8 protein-coding genes are annotated in these 15,579 nt (G+C 59.0%); 5 read left to right on the plus strand and 3 right to left on the minus strand.

Annotated elements, in window-relative coordinates; translation table 11 throughout:
- Positions 1–232 precede the first annotated feature (232 nt).
- Entirely contained in the window at positions 233–481 is a 249-nt protein-coding gene (locus ABOK31_RS29120) for a hypothetical protein (protein WP_349962360.1), read from the minus strand.
- A 432-nt stretch (positions 482–913) separates the two neighbouring features.
- Between ABOK31_RS29120 and ABOK31_RS29125 the strand changes: the two genes are divergently transcribed.
- The 3 genes from ABOK31_RS29125 to ABOK31_RS29135 all read left to right on the plus strand — a co-directional run bounded on the left by ABOK31_RS29125 (position 914) and on the right by ABOK31_RS29135 (position 11,754).
- Positions 914–1,753: a LuxR C-terminal-related transcriptional regulator gene (locus ABOK31_RS29125; RefSeq protein ID WP_174172580.1), complete on the plus strand. Its 840-nt coding sequence runs from the start codon at positions 914–916 to the stop codon at positions 1,751–1,753.
- Positions 1,754–2,283: 530 nt separating this feature from the next.
- Positions 2,284–3,177, plus strand: a complete 894-nt coding sequence (locus tag ABOK31_RS29130) for a hypothetical protein (protein WP_349962362.1) — start codon at positions 2,284–2,286, stop codon at positions 3,175–3,177.
- Between the two features lie 27 nt (positions 3,178–3,204).
- The gene (locus tag ABOK31_RS29135) at positions 3,205–11,754 is read left to right on the plus strand and encodes an RHS repeat-associated core domain-containing protein (RefSeq protein WP_349962364.1); all 8,550 of its coding nucleotides are present in this window, start codon (positions 3,205–3,207) and stop codon (positions 11,752–11,754) included.
- 44 nt (positions 11,755–11,798) lie between these two features.
- Here ABOK31_RS29135 and ABOK31_RS29140 read toward each other — a convergent pair whose 3' ends face one another.
- Together ABOK31_RS29140 and ABOK31_RS29145 are read right to left on the minus strand one after the other, a co-directional pair.
- On the minus strand, positions 11,799–12,296 hold the full coding sequence (locus tag ABOK31_RS29140) for a GNAT family N-acetyltransferase (protein ID WP_349962365.1): 498 nt from the start codon (positions 12,294–12,296) through the stop codon (positions 11,799–11,801).
- Positions 12,293–12,589, minus strand: coding sequence for a DUF1778 domain-containing protein (locus ABOK31_RS29145; protein WP_349962367.1), 297 nt, complete (start codon positions 12,587–12,589; stop codon positions 12,293–12,295). The genes ABOK31_RS29140 and ABOK31_RS29145 overlap by 4 nt, the downstream gene beginning before the upstream one ends.
- Before the next feature lie 586 nt (positions 12,590–13,175).
- On the opposite strand from ABOK31_RS29145, the gene ABOK31_RS29150 reads away from it, so the two are divergent.
- Together ABOK31_RS29150 and ABOK31_RS29155 are read left to right on the plus strand one after the other, a co-directional pair.
- A complete protein-coding gene (locus ABOK31_RS29150) occupies positions 13,176–14,474 on the plus strand; it encodes a DUF4010 domain-containing protein (protein ID WP_349962369.1) in 1,299 nt (432 codons plus the stop codon).
- Positions 14,475–14,766: 292 nt separating this feature from the next.
- On the plus strand, positions 14,767–15,561 hold the full coding sequence (locus ABOK31_RS29155; RefSeq protein WP_349962371.1) for a transporter: 795 nt from the start codon (positions 14,767–14,769) through the stop codon (positions 15,559–15,561).
- Positions 15,562–15,579: the final 18 nt, after the last annotated feature.

The raw sequence follows: 15,579 nt of genomic DNA on the forward strand, positions 1-15,579 counted from the left end.
TGGGTCGACAAAAAAGGGGGAAATGCACTTGGGAAAATAATTATGAACATTAGGGAGCAGATCAAGAATAAAAGCATCACATAACCACGGGAAGCGTTGCATTAAATATTAATACCAGACATAACTCTGTACATTTGAGGATTATATTGATAAATTATCAATATAATCCTCAAAATGAGCTATTATGTTAAAATTGAAATTATCTCATTTGCGCACTTCATCCACGAAACTCTCAATGCCTCCATGTAGGCCTATCAGAATATTCTTCGTCAATAATTGACAACGCCGTCGAAATATCGATCAATAGAGCTACTGTATCGGATGTTATCTTTCCGTTGTTATTCTTGTTTTCATTCTCAACTAACCGCAGTATGTTCAAAAACAAAGCGGTCTGGTCTTCATTTGACAAATAATCCCCTTGCCGGATTTCAACCATTGAATCCATAATTGAGGATCGAAGGGTATCGTTTGCTTTGTTCATATCCAAATTCCTTGGTAGAATCCCATCTTAGTTATTGAACTGAGTATGAAGTGAAGGCAGCCAAACGGCAGGGATTTGCTGTTCAACAAGCGGCATGCTGGCAGCATGGAGCATAGGCGTTTTATGTGTGTCGTGCTCCTTGACGGCGAGAATATTCCGATAGCATTCGCAGTATCGGTTCATCGGCACGGACGAACGCTTCTCATGCAAGCAGCCGACCCCCTAATTTGCGCGATCCCCTTCATTAGATGCCGAGCGACAAATGTCCTTCAATGAAACGGTGGCTATGACAATCGGAAATTCATTTACCTCAACTAAAACGATTTGTGGGAGCAGTTTTCAACCCATCGACTTCCAATCCTCACTTGAGATTAATGGGATATACGGGCCAACGCACCGTCGGTTTCATCGCCAGTAATGGGAGGTGATTGGATGAGTATCGCGCAGCTGAATGACTTGGACCGACCCCTCATGGAGGAAACCATCCGCCTCTACGAACATGAACCGGATCTGCAGAACTTGCCATCAATCCTCTTTGACGCGGTGGCCCGACTGATCGATGCCGATGTTGTCACGTATGCGGAGTTTCATCACAAGAGCAAAGACTTTCGTGCCCTGGTTTCGGTGGAGGACGATCCCGCCGCGCGAGGAGCGGGCATGGCTGCCTACGCACGCCATATGCACAGCCATCCTTTCTGGCAGAACACCCCAGAGTTTTATGGCGACCAGGCGCTGCGGGAATCAGATTTCTTCGATGACGAGACCTATCTCAACCTTCCGATCGTGAAAGAGGTCTTTCTGCCATCTCGAGCGCGACGGATCATGAAAATGATCATTGCGCATGACGATTATGTCGTCGACATCGCCGGGTTCAGAGTGATCGGGCGCCCCGCTTTCAGCGATCTCGAGCGTGATCGGTTGGTCGCTTTTCGTCCGCATATCGTTCGCAGCTATCGTCAAGCGCAAGAGCGCACGCTGGCCAAACTCACGCCAATCGACCGACTGTGCATTGCGTTTCCACAGTTGAGCCCGCGTCAACTTGAAGTAGCCTCGTGGGTTGTTCAAGGAAAGTCCAACGAGGATATCGCCACCATTCTAGATGTCGGCATCGATACGGTGAAGGCGCATGTCAAAGCGCTCTATAGCAGGATAGGCGCCGAGGGGCGCCTTGCCGCGGCCGTGATCGCTCACACCACCCCACCATTTTCCGAGCTTCCACCCCTTTGGAAGCTGACGTCATCGGCTTGGGGCAGGCAACAAAGACCGATCTAGCGTAGATCAGAGCTCATTTATGGGCTTGGCTTTGATGGGATTTCGCTCTCCCAAGCAACAGTCAGGCAACAAGAACACCCAGATCGTGCTCGACGCCGAGTTCGGCTCGAAACAGATCCTGCTTGGCCGTCCGCTCCGGCACCCCCCTTCAGATCGACGAGAAATCGAACATCCCGCGTTCCGGTGAGAAACATGTCTCCCAATGGGACACATCGACCCGTAGTGCTCGGCAAAGCGACGCTCATCAGACCGATCCTTACCCTTTCGGGTAATGGCATCGCACCGCGAAAACGATCAAGGTCCTCAAGCCATTCGTTCAACCGCGAATGGCGCTGGCATCGAGGAGAAATGGCTATGACGCGCATAACTCCGCATGACCGACGTTTCATGAATGGCGCAAACGCGCCAGACGAACCGAACCGCGCCACACCGTGCGCCGACCGCTGCAGCCAGTCAGATACGCAGGAATAACGGCCGCGCCAATTCGCCGGCCCCGCCCTTCCACCCATTCCAAAACGAGGATTTCAGCGATGCCCCTGACCTATCAAACCATGAGTCTCAGCCCTATCCAGAACCATACCTTCACTTTCCCTGACACGATCAGCCAGTTCGCGGTCGGCATCTCGTCCTTCTACTTCGCTTTCAGCGAAGATCATCACGTCCAGCAGATCAGCCTCGCCCTCACGTCGAATCAGGTAGCACCCACACAGGTCTCCGTCGCTGTGAACGGCGTATTGAGCGATGCAAGCGGCAACACGGTCGACCTCAGCAAATCCTATGTGACCGTCGTGGTCGTCGCGTGGACGGGCGCAACCACCACCAACCTGCTTTCCGCGCCGTTCTCCGTGGCGAGCGGATCCAACAACGAAAGTCCGCCGATCAGTCTGCCGGACTCGTTCCATTCCATACTGCAGGCCTGCATGAGCGGCTTTTATCTCGCCTATCCGCAGACCGATCATCATGTCCTGAATGTCAATGCTTCGGTCGGAAGCACGGCCAACGGTTCCGACGGATACATCACGGTCACTGCGAATATGTCGGACGATTCGGGCAACACGGCGCAGAACCCGACGGGAACGGGGTTCCTGGTCGCAAGCTCCGACAAAATGCCCTCCTTCATCGTAGTGCCATACACGGCACAAAACGCCGGCCAGCAGACGATCCCCATGGGATCGGTGAAACTATCCGATGCCTTCGTGCTCCTGACCGGCTTCCAGGTACAGTTCCCAGACAATGATGATCACGAGATCAGCAATATTGGTGCTGGCCCGAATACCTGGGTCTGCCAGAGTGACGATACGGGCTCCAAGGTCGTGAGCTCGGGCGTCTGGGCCTGGATGGGCAACGACGATGGCGACACGCAGGACATGTCGCTGAGCAGCGCAAGCGTCATCGCGGTTGGCATTCTCGACCAGTCCGAATAGCAACCCATCCTTGCTGGGGACCTTCCCATGTCAGACTCCACCTCTCAACTTCCGCCGATCCGTACCTTCCAGTTCGATACCAGCGCCGTTGCGTCGCTTGACAGCAATGTCAACCAGTTCCGCGGCGACATTAATCTAACGCAGGCATTGCTGGCGATGCCAGGTCGACTGAGTGGTGACGGGCTGGATATAACGGTGTCGTTGCTCTACCAGAGCAACGTCTATCGCGACGCGATGACATGGAACCGGGATGCGCCCACGAGCATAGCCGGACTGGGCTGGACCCTGCCTGCGACATTGATCGAGCTCGATGATGGCGGTGCCCCAACGCCAGGCACACGGCAATACACTTATGTGAGCGGGGGAATTCCCACGCCGCTTGCGCGGGAACCGGAAACCTCGAACCTTTTCGCGGTGGACGCGTTGCTCGCCAATGATCTTGAGGACGGCCAGCCCGTGCCGGCCGCCCTCCGCGCCGAATTTGTCCGTCGCGGCTTCAATCTGTCATCGGCGACGATGGTCTCCGCCACCTCCTCGACGGCATGGACCCTGTCCGATGACGACAACCAGCAGCTCTTTGACCTCGCGCTTGTCGACACCCAGCTTCAGGTCCTAGACGGAGGCGAGGCGTACCAGCTGGTCAACTACGCATTCCGCAAGATCCTCTACTATCCACCTTATGAACGATGGGTCGTCGTCAACGAAGACGGCCACCGAATGTCCTTCGGGGGGCTCGAAGCGCCCACGGCACAGGGTTACGCGACTTCAGTCGGTAACAGCATCGAGTGGGGCATACGCTGGTCCCTTGATGGCGGAGCAGCCTCGGCCATATGGGAAGGTGCGAGCGACGTGACATCCGGCCAGTGCCAATATGCGCGGGTCTGGCATCTGGCCGTATGCTCGGTTCTCTGGGGCGATTCGATCGCATATGGCTATAATGAATGGGTGCGGGATCCGTCCACGGGGCTGATCCCGGACGCGGAGCAACCCGTGGGCGCCGGCGGCCTGCCCTACACCAAGGCCTGCTACCTCACCAGCATCACCGACGTGTTCGGCCGCAAGGCCGTCTTCCAGTATGGTGACAAGTTGTGGGACGATTCCACGCCCGAGAGCGCGCGGGAATATGCCGATCCGCACAAGCTCAAGCCGGACATGACGGCGAACGCATACCAGGATCGGTACGAAACGAAATTCCTCGAAGGCATCGCCGTGCAGGACGTCACCGGTGCGTCGATGTTCAGCCTGGCGCTCGCCTATCTGCCGAGCCAGCCTGCCGGCGGGGATGACAGCCCCGTCGCCAACGTAACCTCCTATGCCGGCGCACTGTACGGCGACACCTGCAAGCGCTTCCTCACCGGCGTCACCTTCCAGAATGCTTCGGGAGAGGCCCTGCCCGGGCTCATCTTCGACTACTATTTCGATACCTCGCTGTCGGGATCGAGCCCGGGTGCTCTGAAATCCATCACCTATCCGCAAGGCGCCGTCGCCACCTATACCTATACGCAGCAGCAGCTCGCAGTCTGCGAGCGGATGGTAAGCGTCGGACCGCCTTCGGACGATTTCCAGGGTGCGGAACCACGGGCCTTCTTCGGCTCCGATTATGTCGTCACCACCTGGTACAATACGAGCCAGGGCACGCTTTCATTGCAGGTCTACACGTGGCTTGGACGCTGGATCGAATGGTCGCTCACCGATGATACTGTTCTCTTCAGCAGTGCCGACGGCCTCGACCTGACGACGCTTAACGTCGTCGCCAACGAAAATTTCTTCGCACTCTCCTTCACGAGCAGTAGCGAGACCGATCTTTACGTCTTCCAGAAGGATGTAGCCAGGCCAGGTCAATGGGTGCCGGCCACGGTCGACGGCACCACAACAGCGCCCAACCAGCCGACGCGAAGCTACGCGCCTTCGGGTGGAACAGTGGATGTCATCGGGGGCAACACCTTCCTGCTCGTCGTCTGCATGGACCCCGATCATTCGTCCTACGGCTACGATCGGCTCACCTGGCGCTGGACCACGGCAAGCTGGACGCTCGAATCCTTCACGCTGTCGCAATATGCCTGGGCAACGGCGATGAACGAGTATCAGCTGATCCTGGACGAGACGGGAAAGGCGGAATTGTCCTTCCTGTCACCCGGTCTCGTCTGGAGCCAACCGGCGATCCTTACGCTGCCCGATTTCAGCTTCGTATACTACGACCGGGTGACGCTGGTGCCGTCCGCCTCCTTCGTGGTGATGAGCAACCTGCAGACCGACAATTCCCAGTCGCGCGGCTACGAACTCACCTTTCTTCAATGGGACGCGGCTTACGCATTCCCCTCGACCGTGACGAGCTTCACCTTCAACGACCGCCTGGAAGCGAGCGGCAGTTACAAGACGCCCTATATTCCGACCATTATCGGCAACACGATGGTCGCGGTGGCCGCACATGTGCTGCGCTACAACGGCCAGACCTGGCTTGAGAATTCGCAGCTCGTGCCCGCAAGCCTGCCATCGGGATCGCAGCAGCGCTATGCCTACGGTCCGGACTACGCGATCCAGATCATGGTGCCAGGCGGCGGCGTCGGAACCACCACGGCAAAGGTCCTGTCCTTCGATCCCGACGCGGACTCCTCGTCGTGGACGCGAAGCCCGGTCACGCCAGCGCAGGGGCTCTCAAACCCACCCGGCTATTCGGCGACGGCCAATTGGCCATCCGCCGGTGGCGGAGACTTCATGAACATCGGCCAATATCTCTATTTCCGTGGAACAGCCACGGATTGGGATGACGTGCTGACCCAGTCTCCGAATGCTGACCTGCAGCAGCTGGTGAACCAGGCGCTCGGCTCCGCCGATGGCTATGTGCTGAATGCCGAGTCCGTCATCAACGAGGGGCCGACCTTCCTTGGGTATTACGTCTATGACATCGCGGATTCGACAAACGATCAGGCCGCGGTGCTGGTACTCAAGAATGGCGGTGTCTACGGTGCGGCCCAGACACTCTCGTCGGAGCGCATCTACACGCCTGCCGAAAGCGTCCCCACCACGCCCGGACAGACACCGGGCGGACCGGAAGCGTTTACCGCATATCCGAGCACGGATCCGGATTTCGACCACGCCTCGGCGATCCTCCTGCACCGCTATGCCGGCGACGCCATCGACGGAGCACTGACCCATTACGCGGTCACCAGCATCTCCATCACCGACGGTTTCGGGGCGACTGCCGCGACGACCTATTTTCCCGATCCCGATCAGGCTGCCTGCGATCCGACAGGGCTCGTGGTCAAGTATTATGAGGTCACGACCTACCCCGGCACCGCGGATGCTTCGCAACCGACCTATGGCTCCAAGGTAACGCGATATCTCAACGGCCTCGCAGTTGCTACCGGCGCAGACTACTACAACATGCTCGACGGCTTGCTGCAAAGCGCGGAGACGCTCGACAGCCAGGGCAACTTGCTGGCCCAGACCCAGAATACATGGCAGGCTTACACAACTCGTACCTCCGACCCCTCCGACCCAGAAGCGCCGCTGCTGAACCTGAAGGGCGCCTACGTTCTTCAGATCCAGCAGATCAAGATGGAGGATGGCGTCGCCAGCACGCAGACGACAGGCTACGTCCCCGACGGTCTCGCCGCGCCCTTCTCCGGTCAGCCAGTATCGACACAGACGCTCGTCTATGGCGGCAGCGGCGCACAGGAAACCTTCACCACCACCACGACCTACGGATATGAGATCGACGCGACGCTGCTTGCACAGCACATGCTGACCAAGGTGGCGCAATCTACGACCAGCTGGGCCTCGGGCAATGCCGCCGCGGTGCCGATCAAGGCAACCGCCATGACCTATGCCGGCTTCCCCAGCAGCTATGGGCAGGATGTGCTCGTCCCGGCGAGGGAGGCAACCTTTGCCTGGACGGGTACGGCGGCGATCGCTTTTCCGTTCTCCTCCTACAATCCTGGCTCTGTCCCGGACGGATGGCTTCGCAACTCGCTCATCCAAGGGCGCACCACCTCGGGCCAGCTTACCGAGATGGCGGATGCCTGCGGCGTCATTCAATCGACGCTCTACGGCACCGCGCCGGAGCTTCCGATCGCGCGCATCACCAATGCCTCGCTCTCGCGTGGGGAATGTGCCTATCTCGGCTTCGAACCTTACGAGAGCAACGCCGCGTGGACCATGCAGGGCACGCAACTCGTCACGGGCGACGCGCACAGCGGAACGAACAGCCTAAGCCTGCCAGGCGGCGGGACAGCCATGCTTACCACGACGCTGACCCCTGCGAACATCTCCCAGAACTACCTGCTTGGCTTCTGGTATAAGACGCCGGCCGGCTTCTCGCCGGGCAACGACGCCGGCTTCAGCGTGGTCGTCATGGTCGATGGCCTGCTGACGGAGGTACTCGGCGTCTCATTCGACGACACCGGCGGCGCTTGGACATACCGGACGCTGGGTATCCCGCTCATCGCGGGGCAGAGGTCCATCGAGCTGATCATCCAGGCCACCAACACCGCCGAAGATGCGGTGCTCATCGACGACGTACTGGTAACGCCGCTCGCAAGCAAGGTCTCCGTGCGCGCCTATGATACACCGACGCACCAGGTCACGGCGATGGTGGACTCGGCCGGGCATACGCTGCGGTGCATCTACGACAGCTTCCAGCGGCTGGTGGCCAAGGTGGGACCTCAGGAGCAGGTCAAGGAACTCGTTCAAGTCTCCCTGTCGCGCGCAGGCAATGCCACCGATATGTTCGATGCCGGCAACCCGAACGCCAATCTGTCGCTGGAACCCGCTGATGGCGGCACGCTGGAGACCTTCTGCACAGGCGACGAATGGCAGGATCGCTGGCAGGCCAGCGCCACATCGACGAATTGGAACGTCTCCGGCGGCGCGCTGTCGCACACGGCAAGTGTGGGCGATACGCTCACCTGGCAAGGCTCTTCCCCCGCCACCTCGGCCCTTTATTTCGAGGTGCTCCCACTCGCGACGCTGGCCGGTCCACTGGCCGTCTCCTTCGCCCAGGGCTACCAGCTCGCCTTCGATCCGAATGCCGGCTACAGCTTCACCGATCCGAACGGCAAGACGGTTCAGACGCCGTTGACAAGCCCGCCGCAGATGGCGACGGAATGGCTCACGGTCTTCGGTGGTGGCCTCGTGCTGTTCTTCGGTGACGGTCAACTCCTGTTCAGCGCCAGTGTCCCCCTCGACAGCCTGGATCCGATCGCGATCTCGACCGGTCCGAACCTCCTCTCCTTCCGCAACCTGGCGATGGTCGCGGCGCCACGGGTATCGCTCTCCTACACCGACGCCTCCGGACAGGACCGCCAGAAGCAACAGCTTCTCGGTCAGGATGCCGCCATCTCCGCCACCATTCACGATCCGCTCGGCCGAACCGTGGCGGTCACCCGCATGGCCCCCGCCAGCTTCGGTGCGGACGCAGCATTGCCGGTACTGAGCTATCATCCGGACTTCGTCGACGTATCGAGCTTCCTTGCCGCGATGGATGGAAGCTGGGAGATGACTGGGGACTTGGCCGACTACTATGCCGGCCAGTCCGACGGGACCGTGCCACGCTCGGACGACGAGGGCTACCCGTATTTCGGCTACTTGCTCGAAGCCTCACCTCGAAAGCGACGCCTGGAGCAGGGACAACCCGGCAAGGCCTACGCAATCCACGACATCGACAGCACGGCACCGGCCGATCGCCAGACAACGCAGTTCCTTTACGGACCGAACGACAGTTCGGCCTTCGATCTGCCGCAGGGAGACTATGTCGCCAACACGCTGATCAGCCCACTGAAGACGCAATCGCTTACCCTGCGCGACACGATGGGCCGCAAGCTTGCCTCTTCGCTCACGGATATCGCCGGCGAAGTCGCGGGGCAAGGGCAAGCCATCGCCACCTTCGCCGATGCCGCGGGGGCAGCAGCGGCCACCCTGCAGACCCGCCAGCCGAATTTCTACACCAAGACGCCGCAGTCGGACCCTTCATCTTTCGTGAAGTCGCTGGTGCAGGACCCGCTGGGGCGCACCCTGCAAACCGCAGACCCGGACACCGGCACCAGCCAGTTCCTCTATGATCCGTCGTCGCGTCTTCGCTTCGTGAACACGGCGCTCGAGGATGGCGAGGCATGGTTTGCCTACTACAAGTACGATGCGCTCGGCCGCGTGCTCGAGGAAGGGACGGTTCAGCAGGCCTGGGATGCGACGCGACTTGCCACGCTCGTTGGACAGGCCGCATGGCCGGATGACACCGTTGCACATACCGTCGCGCGAACCCATGGCTATGACGGAGATGGCAGCGATCCGAACGCGATCGGCAAGGAAATACTGATCGTGACGGTCAACCAGGCGCCTGCCTTAATCCCTTCGGCCGATGCCGTGACCACGACCGAGTCATTGGCCTATGACGGCGACGGAAATCTCGCCAGCATTACGCTGCAGCTTCCCTCGACACTTGGCACCTCGGCCGCGACCGTGTCCTACACCTACAACAATCTAAAGCAGATCACTCAGGTGACCTATCCGGACGGCTCGCCTGTGGCCACGGTCCTCTATGATTACGACGACGGGGGCCGCGTGACCCGCATCGGTACCTCGGTAAGCACACCGACGGACATCGCCGCCTACACTTATAATGCGGATGGTGATGTCGAGACGGAAACGCTGAACCAGGGGTTACTGACCGGCGCTTATCAGTATGCGTCTCCGGGCTGGCTCACCGGGTATACTGTAACGCCAAGCGGCACGACGGATGCCTGCTTCACTCTGGGGCTAGGTTATGACGCGGATGGCCGGATCGAGAGCCGCGGTCTGTCATACAGCTTCGGCTCGGATTCAGACAGCACACAAGTCGCCTATGCCTATGACGGCCAGATGCGCCTGGCGAGCGCGACCGTGACGGGAGGCACACAGGGCAACGAGTCCGTCGGACTATATGATGCCAACGGCAATATCTGGAAGCTTACCCAGGACGACGTGGAATACGATTTTACCTGCGCCCCGGGCTCGAACCGGCCGAGCACGTTATCGATCGGCAGCGCCGATCCCGATCCCATTTCCTTGCAGTTCAGCGCCGACGGCCGATTGACGCAGGCCGGGGGCCTGGCGCTCGAATATGACCCGTGCCTGAAACTGGCGACCGGGCTGACGGTCACCTCGGGGGATGACGTGACCCAGCTTCGGCTTGCCTATGGCGGCAAGGGGCAGCGGATACTGAAACAGGTCAGCGGCAATACGTCCTCCACTACGGTATATCTCTGGGGTGCGGCGGCCCAGCCGCTATGCAGCCACTCCGACGGGACATGGACAGCCTACATTCAGGGGCCTACGGGGCTTGTGACCGTTGTGAGCGATGCGCGCTATTTCCCGGTAAAGGATCATGCGCAGACCGTCTGGGCCGTGGTCGACGATCAGAATGCGCTGGTAGCCCGGTACGACTACGCGCCTTTCGGCGAGGTGCTCGGCATCTCGGGTTCTCTTCCGCAAATCGTCCCGTTCCGTTTCATGGGAAAGGCACTCGACACGGAAACCGGCCTCTACGATTTCGGGGCGAGGCTTTACCATCCCCTCCTGCGTCGCTTCTGCTCCCCCGACGTGGCGGGCCAGGGTGCGAGCCCCTACGGTTTTGCAGGCAACAACCCGATCATGATGATCGATCCCACCGGCAACACCTCGACCTGGGCCCGCGTGGGCATCGGGGCGGGAATGGCGGCACTTGCCGTCACCGGCTTCGCCCTCAGCTTTTTCACATTCGGCCTTTCCGACGTGCTGGCTGCCATCGGCGATGCTGTCGGCTCCGCGATTGGCTCGGTATCGAGCGCGCTGACCGGCGGCTCCGAAGTCGTGGCCGCCGGCGCTTCGGTTGGAGCCCAAGGCCTTTCGCAGACGGCGGTGCTGACCGAGCTGTCGACAACGGTCGCGCTGCCTGAAGGCGTTGGCGCTGCCGGCATCGAGGGAACCGTAAATGCCGTCGGAAATTTCCTACAGCAGGTCGTGACGAACACCGCCTTTGGCGTTGGCTCCTCCGGGCTGCAATATGATATCAGTCCCGGCGCCCAATTCTCGGGACAAGGCTTCCGCGATGCACTTCTGTCCGGCGCCTGGAGCGGGCTGCTTTACGGCATCGGCTCCGGCGTGGCCGGGCTCGAGGCCGAAGCCGTCAGCAAGGCGTGGGGTGACGTCGCCGAAAAGGCGGGACTGAATGCGGCAAGCAAGATAGCGGGCAAGGCAGCCTTCAAGGTTGCTCTCAACGTGGCGATGGGTAGCTCCACCAATGCTATCGCCCAGATCATGACGAACCTGATGACCCATCAATCCTGGAACCAGGGCCTTGCGCTCGCGGCGAAAGTGGGAGTGGCGGGCGGAGTGCCCTTCGGGGTGGGCGACGTCCTGCTGAACGATGCCAAGAATTGGGCAACGGAGTTCGCGACGTCTTTCGGCAGCGAAGGTCAAAGTCGCGTAGCGACGGCGATCAGAGGCGTGGATCAGGCGCTGAAAGCCGCGAAGTCGAACACGGCCGTGTGCCTGTACGGTATCACCGGCTATACGCTAGCGGAGGGATATGTCATCTGGGGAGCAACGAACCATGGCAAATAGCCTGGGATGGAATACGCTCAACCGAAATTATTGATGAGTTCCGCCTATGGGTTTAGCGCATTATTGAGGTCATGCAATCCGACCATCAGCATCATGGGGTCGGAAGGAGAAGATAAGAAGCCGACAGCCTCGTAGAAGGCTCGTGCGTCATCTGAAATCGCATGCACCAGCATGCCTCGGATGCCAAGTACTTCGGCGGCATTGAGCAGGCGCAGGCCCGCGTCGCGCACCACGGCCCTGCCGATACCGCGTCCTTGGTAGGATTGATCAATGGCGAGGCGACCAAGCACAGCGACCGGAATTGGATCAGGCATATTGCGCCGAAAACGGCCAGGCGCTTCCGGCTGTTTGACGGCGCCTAAAGCGAGCGCATAATAGGCGATGACGCGGCTCTCCTCGCCCACGACGAAGGTCCGCGATGCCCCGCTTGCTTGATTAGAACGGGCGCGGCGGTGCAGCCAATCGTCCAGTTCAAGGACGCCGGAATTGAACTCGGCTAGCTCATGATGATCGGCCAGGGGTGCCGGTGCGCTGAGGGTCACGCCTCATCCCACGGCGCTTTGGTCGACATGGTGCGTGCTAAACGCTCATTGGGCTGCGTAGGTGCGTCGAGCCGGACAAGGTATTCAGCATAAATTTCGGGACTTATCGTGAAGATAGTGCGGTCGAGCAGCACTTCCTCGGCTCGGCGTTCGGAAGCCTCCAACATGAAATCCGTGCGCGTCTTACCGAGCAACTCAGCGGCGCGATCGATCAAGTTGCGGGTCGCAGGCTTGATGCGCATATTCAGCGGTACGCTTGCGTCTGGGCTTTTGCGCGTATGTGAGGTCGGCATGGGAAACTCCTGTTTGTCCCTATATTGTCGTTACACATTTCGCGCATCCAATTTCGCGGCATTCACCTCATCTATGCTCTTGATGGGATTCGAACCTGAGGCACCTTCACGAGAAGCTGGATAAATCAGGTAGTTATGCTCTAAAGCGGCTTCGCTACCGCTTTGTATGATGCTTCCCAATAACCGTATATATTGAATCTGACCTCTTCTACGATAGCCGTGTCAGCGAGACGAGCTAGGCGGCCAACCATGAATTATGTCAAATAATTAAGAGTCCGATAAGCTCGGCTGTGGCTCACGTCATTTTGCAGAATCTGTCAAAGCGACCCCACTGGCGGAAAAGCCTGGCTAAATCGCTAGGCAAATCGACAATCTCGCGCCCAGATTGCCGTGTGCGCCCAATGCCAAGAGATTCAAATGTCTCTTCGCAGGCTCGTGGATTTTGACTAAAAGATTCACAAGAGCATGCTCGCGTCGATTGCAGCCATGGCGGATTATTCAAGTGAAGCCGATTCGGTGACGCATCCTTTGTCGTCACAATCGGCGACTTAAGGGATACTGTTACGGCTTCGAACAAGGAATTGAAATGGAGAGCATAGAACCTTTCGAACGACTTGGTTTGGCGTTGGCTATTGGAGCGATCGTCGGCGTAGAGCGCCACTGGCGAGAACGTGACGAAGGCGCCGGAAAGCGGACCGCAGGGATCCGCACCTTCATGATCGCCGGTATGCTCGGGGGCCTTTCTGGCCTTATCGAACAGACGCTTTCCGTGCCGCCGGCACGATACGGTCTGGTCATCATTGCCATTTTCGCGATCTTTAGTGTGATCTTCGCCCTCTATCAGTTTCGAGAGTCGATCGCCGAGGGAAATTACAGCGTTACTACCGTCGTCACTGCCATGGCCACGTTTGCCTTGGGAACCCTGGCGGTAGTGGGTAACACGCGATTGGCAGCAGCCGGCGGCGTGGCACTCGTGGCAATCCTGGCCAGTCGGGAAATATTGCATCGGTTCGTACGTGCACTGAGCTGGAATGAGTTGCGATCGGCTATTGTTTTTCTTGCAATGGCGATCATTATCCTGCCGATCCTACCGATGACCCCGCTCGGCCCATTCGGCGGAATTTCTCCTTCTGGGACTTGGCAATTGGTGGTCCTGCTCGCGGGGATATCCTTCCTGGGATACGTAGCTGTTAAAGCGCTTGGACAAGTTCGCGGCGAACTCGTCTCAGGGGCAATTAACGGCTTGGTGTCGTCAACCGCGATTGCTGTCACGAATGCCCGTCTTAGCGCGGCAGGGCATTCGGCCGCGCTGCTGGCTGCCGGCGCAACGGCCGCAAATGCCGTCTCCTATCTCAAGGTACTTCTTTATATCGCCATTCTTGCACCCTCCATCGCCGGGCGCCTCGGCGCATCCTTGGTTGGCGGCGCCTTGGTGATGGCAGTCTTTTCATTGCTGTTTGCGAGGAACAAAACTGCCGAGCACGTTGAACACGGCGCGCGAAACCCGTTCGAATTGCTTTCCGTTTTAAAAACTGCCCTCCTGCTTGTAGCCGTAGGCTTTCTGGCCCGGGCCGCGGCAGTTTGGTTCGGAGAGTCCGGTTTACTCGTCGTCTCTATACTGTCAGGTCTTGCAGATATTGACGCGATCACCGTTACTGTTGCTGGTATCCTTGACGCCATAGGCTCCGAGTTCGCCGCAACCGCTCTCGGTGCAGCCGTCATCGCCAACACAATGGCAAAGACGGCATATGCGTTAGCTCTGGGTGGTCGCGCATACAGTGGACGCTTCACCTTGGCCAGCGTCTGTGCGCTCCTGGCGGGCATCGTCATGTTCGAAACGACACCGAGGATCGAGCGGCTTTTGATGGAACACTTGCCGAAATAGCAACCAGGCGGTCATTCGCGCGGCATGAGTTCCGGTGCCGCCCCTTCACGCCGCGAGTACGACGACACCAACCTGATTATTCCGAGATCCCCTCTACATTGCAGCAAATGCCTACCGGGGCTAGCCATCGCTGGAAATAGCCACCGAAGGTGCGAGCTAGCGGCGTTGCAAACGCGCCAAGGGCTTTAACAGCGCTCGCCACCTGAGAAGCACTGTTACATCGGCATTTACCGTAACGTACTTCCTTCGTCCGCGTTGGATGCCAGTATGGCAAGATCATCGGGAGCAAAAAATGAACCGCACCATCTTCTTGCTGGCGCTTGTCTCGGCGACACCAGTGCTTGCCGAAGACGACGCAGACGAATTGGCTCGAAAGGTCTCCAATCCCGCCTCATTCATGGTGAGTGTTCCGGTCCACAGCGATTTCGACATCGGTCGCTGGGGCGATGGCAAAGCCTATTCCGCCACGCTCGACATAGAACCGGTCATTCCATTCGCACTGACCGATGATTGGAACATGATCTCCCACACTGACATCCCCATCGCCTATAGCGATCCCGTCGGCTCGGCAGGCGGGCGGCTTGGGATTGGCGATATCAGCCAGAATCTTTCCTTTACGCCAGCCCGCCATGGCCTCTTGGTCTGGGCGTTCGGACCGGAATTCTCGCTTCCAACGGCAACGGATGATCGGTTCGGGACGGGAAAGCTTTCCATAGGACCTTCGGGGCTCCTGCTACTGCAGACGAAGTCGATGAGCATTGGTCTGTCGGCGGACCATCTATGGTCGGTGGCCGGCGCGGGCAGCAAGCTGCGGGTCAGTACAACGGAAATCCAGCCCTTCCTGGCCTGGCATATCGGGCAAGGACGGACGATCTCGACCAATATCGACTTTTCGTACGACTGGGTGGCACACGACTACACGCTGCCCGTATCCCTTTCCTTCTCGAAGATCATGAAATTCGGCGAACAGACGGTGAGCGTGTCGGTCGGCGCGAAATACTGGCTCGAAGGACCGAAAGATGGACCGCAATGGGGCCTGAAGGCAGGGCTCGTCTTCCTTTTTCCGCAAAAGACAAGCGGGAGCTAGACGACACCCGCTCCAAAA

The organism is Rhizobium sp. ZPR4 (genome assembly GCF_040215725.1).
GTDB classification, from domain to species: domain Bacteria; phylum Pseudomonadota; class Alphaproteobacteria; order Rhizobiales; family Rhizobiaceae; genus Rhizobium; species Rhizobium rhizogenes_D.

Bases quoted from the DNA above. Each gene is read 5' to 3' on its own strand.
- ABOK31_RS29130 (WP_349962362.1), top strand. From the start codon at position 2,284: ATGCCCCTGACCTATCAAACCATGAGTCTCAGCCCTATCCAGAACCAT.
- ABOK31_RS29150 (WP_349962369.1), top strand. From the start codon at position 13,176: ATGGAGAGCATAGAACCTTTCGAACGACTTGGTTTGGCGTTGGCTATT.
- ABOK31_RS29135 (WP_349962364.1), top strand. From the start codon at position 3,205: ATGTCAGACTCCACCTCTCAACTTCCGCCGATCCGTACCTTCCAGTTC.
- ABOK31_RS29155 (WP_349962371.1), top strand. From the start codon at position 14,767: ATGAACCGCACCATCTTCTTGCTGGCGCTTGTCTCGGCGACACCAGTG.
- ABOK31_RS29120 (WP_349962360.1), bottom strand. From the start codon at position 481: ATGAACAAAGCAAACGATACCCTTCGATCCTCAATTATGGATTCAATG.
- ABOK31_RS29145 (WP_349962367.1), bottom strand. From the start codon at position 12,589: ATGCCGACCTCACATACGCGCAAAAGCCCAGACGCAAGCGTACCGCTG.
- ABOK31_RS29125 (WP_174172580.1), top strand. From the start codon at position 914: ATGAGTATCGCGCAGCTGAATGACTTGGACCGACCCCTCATGGAGGAA.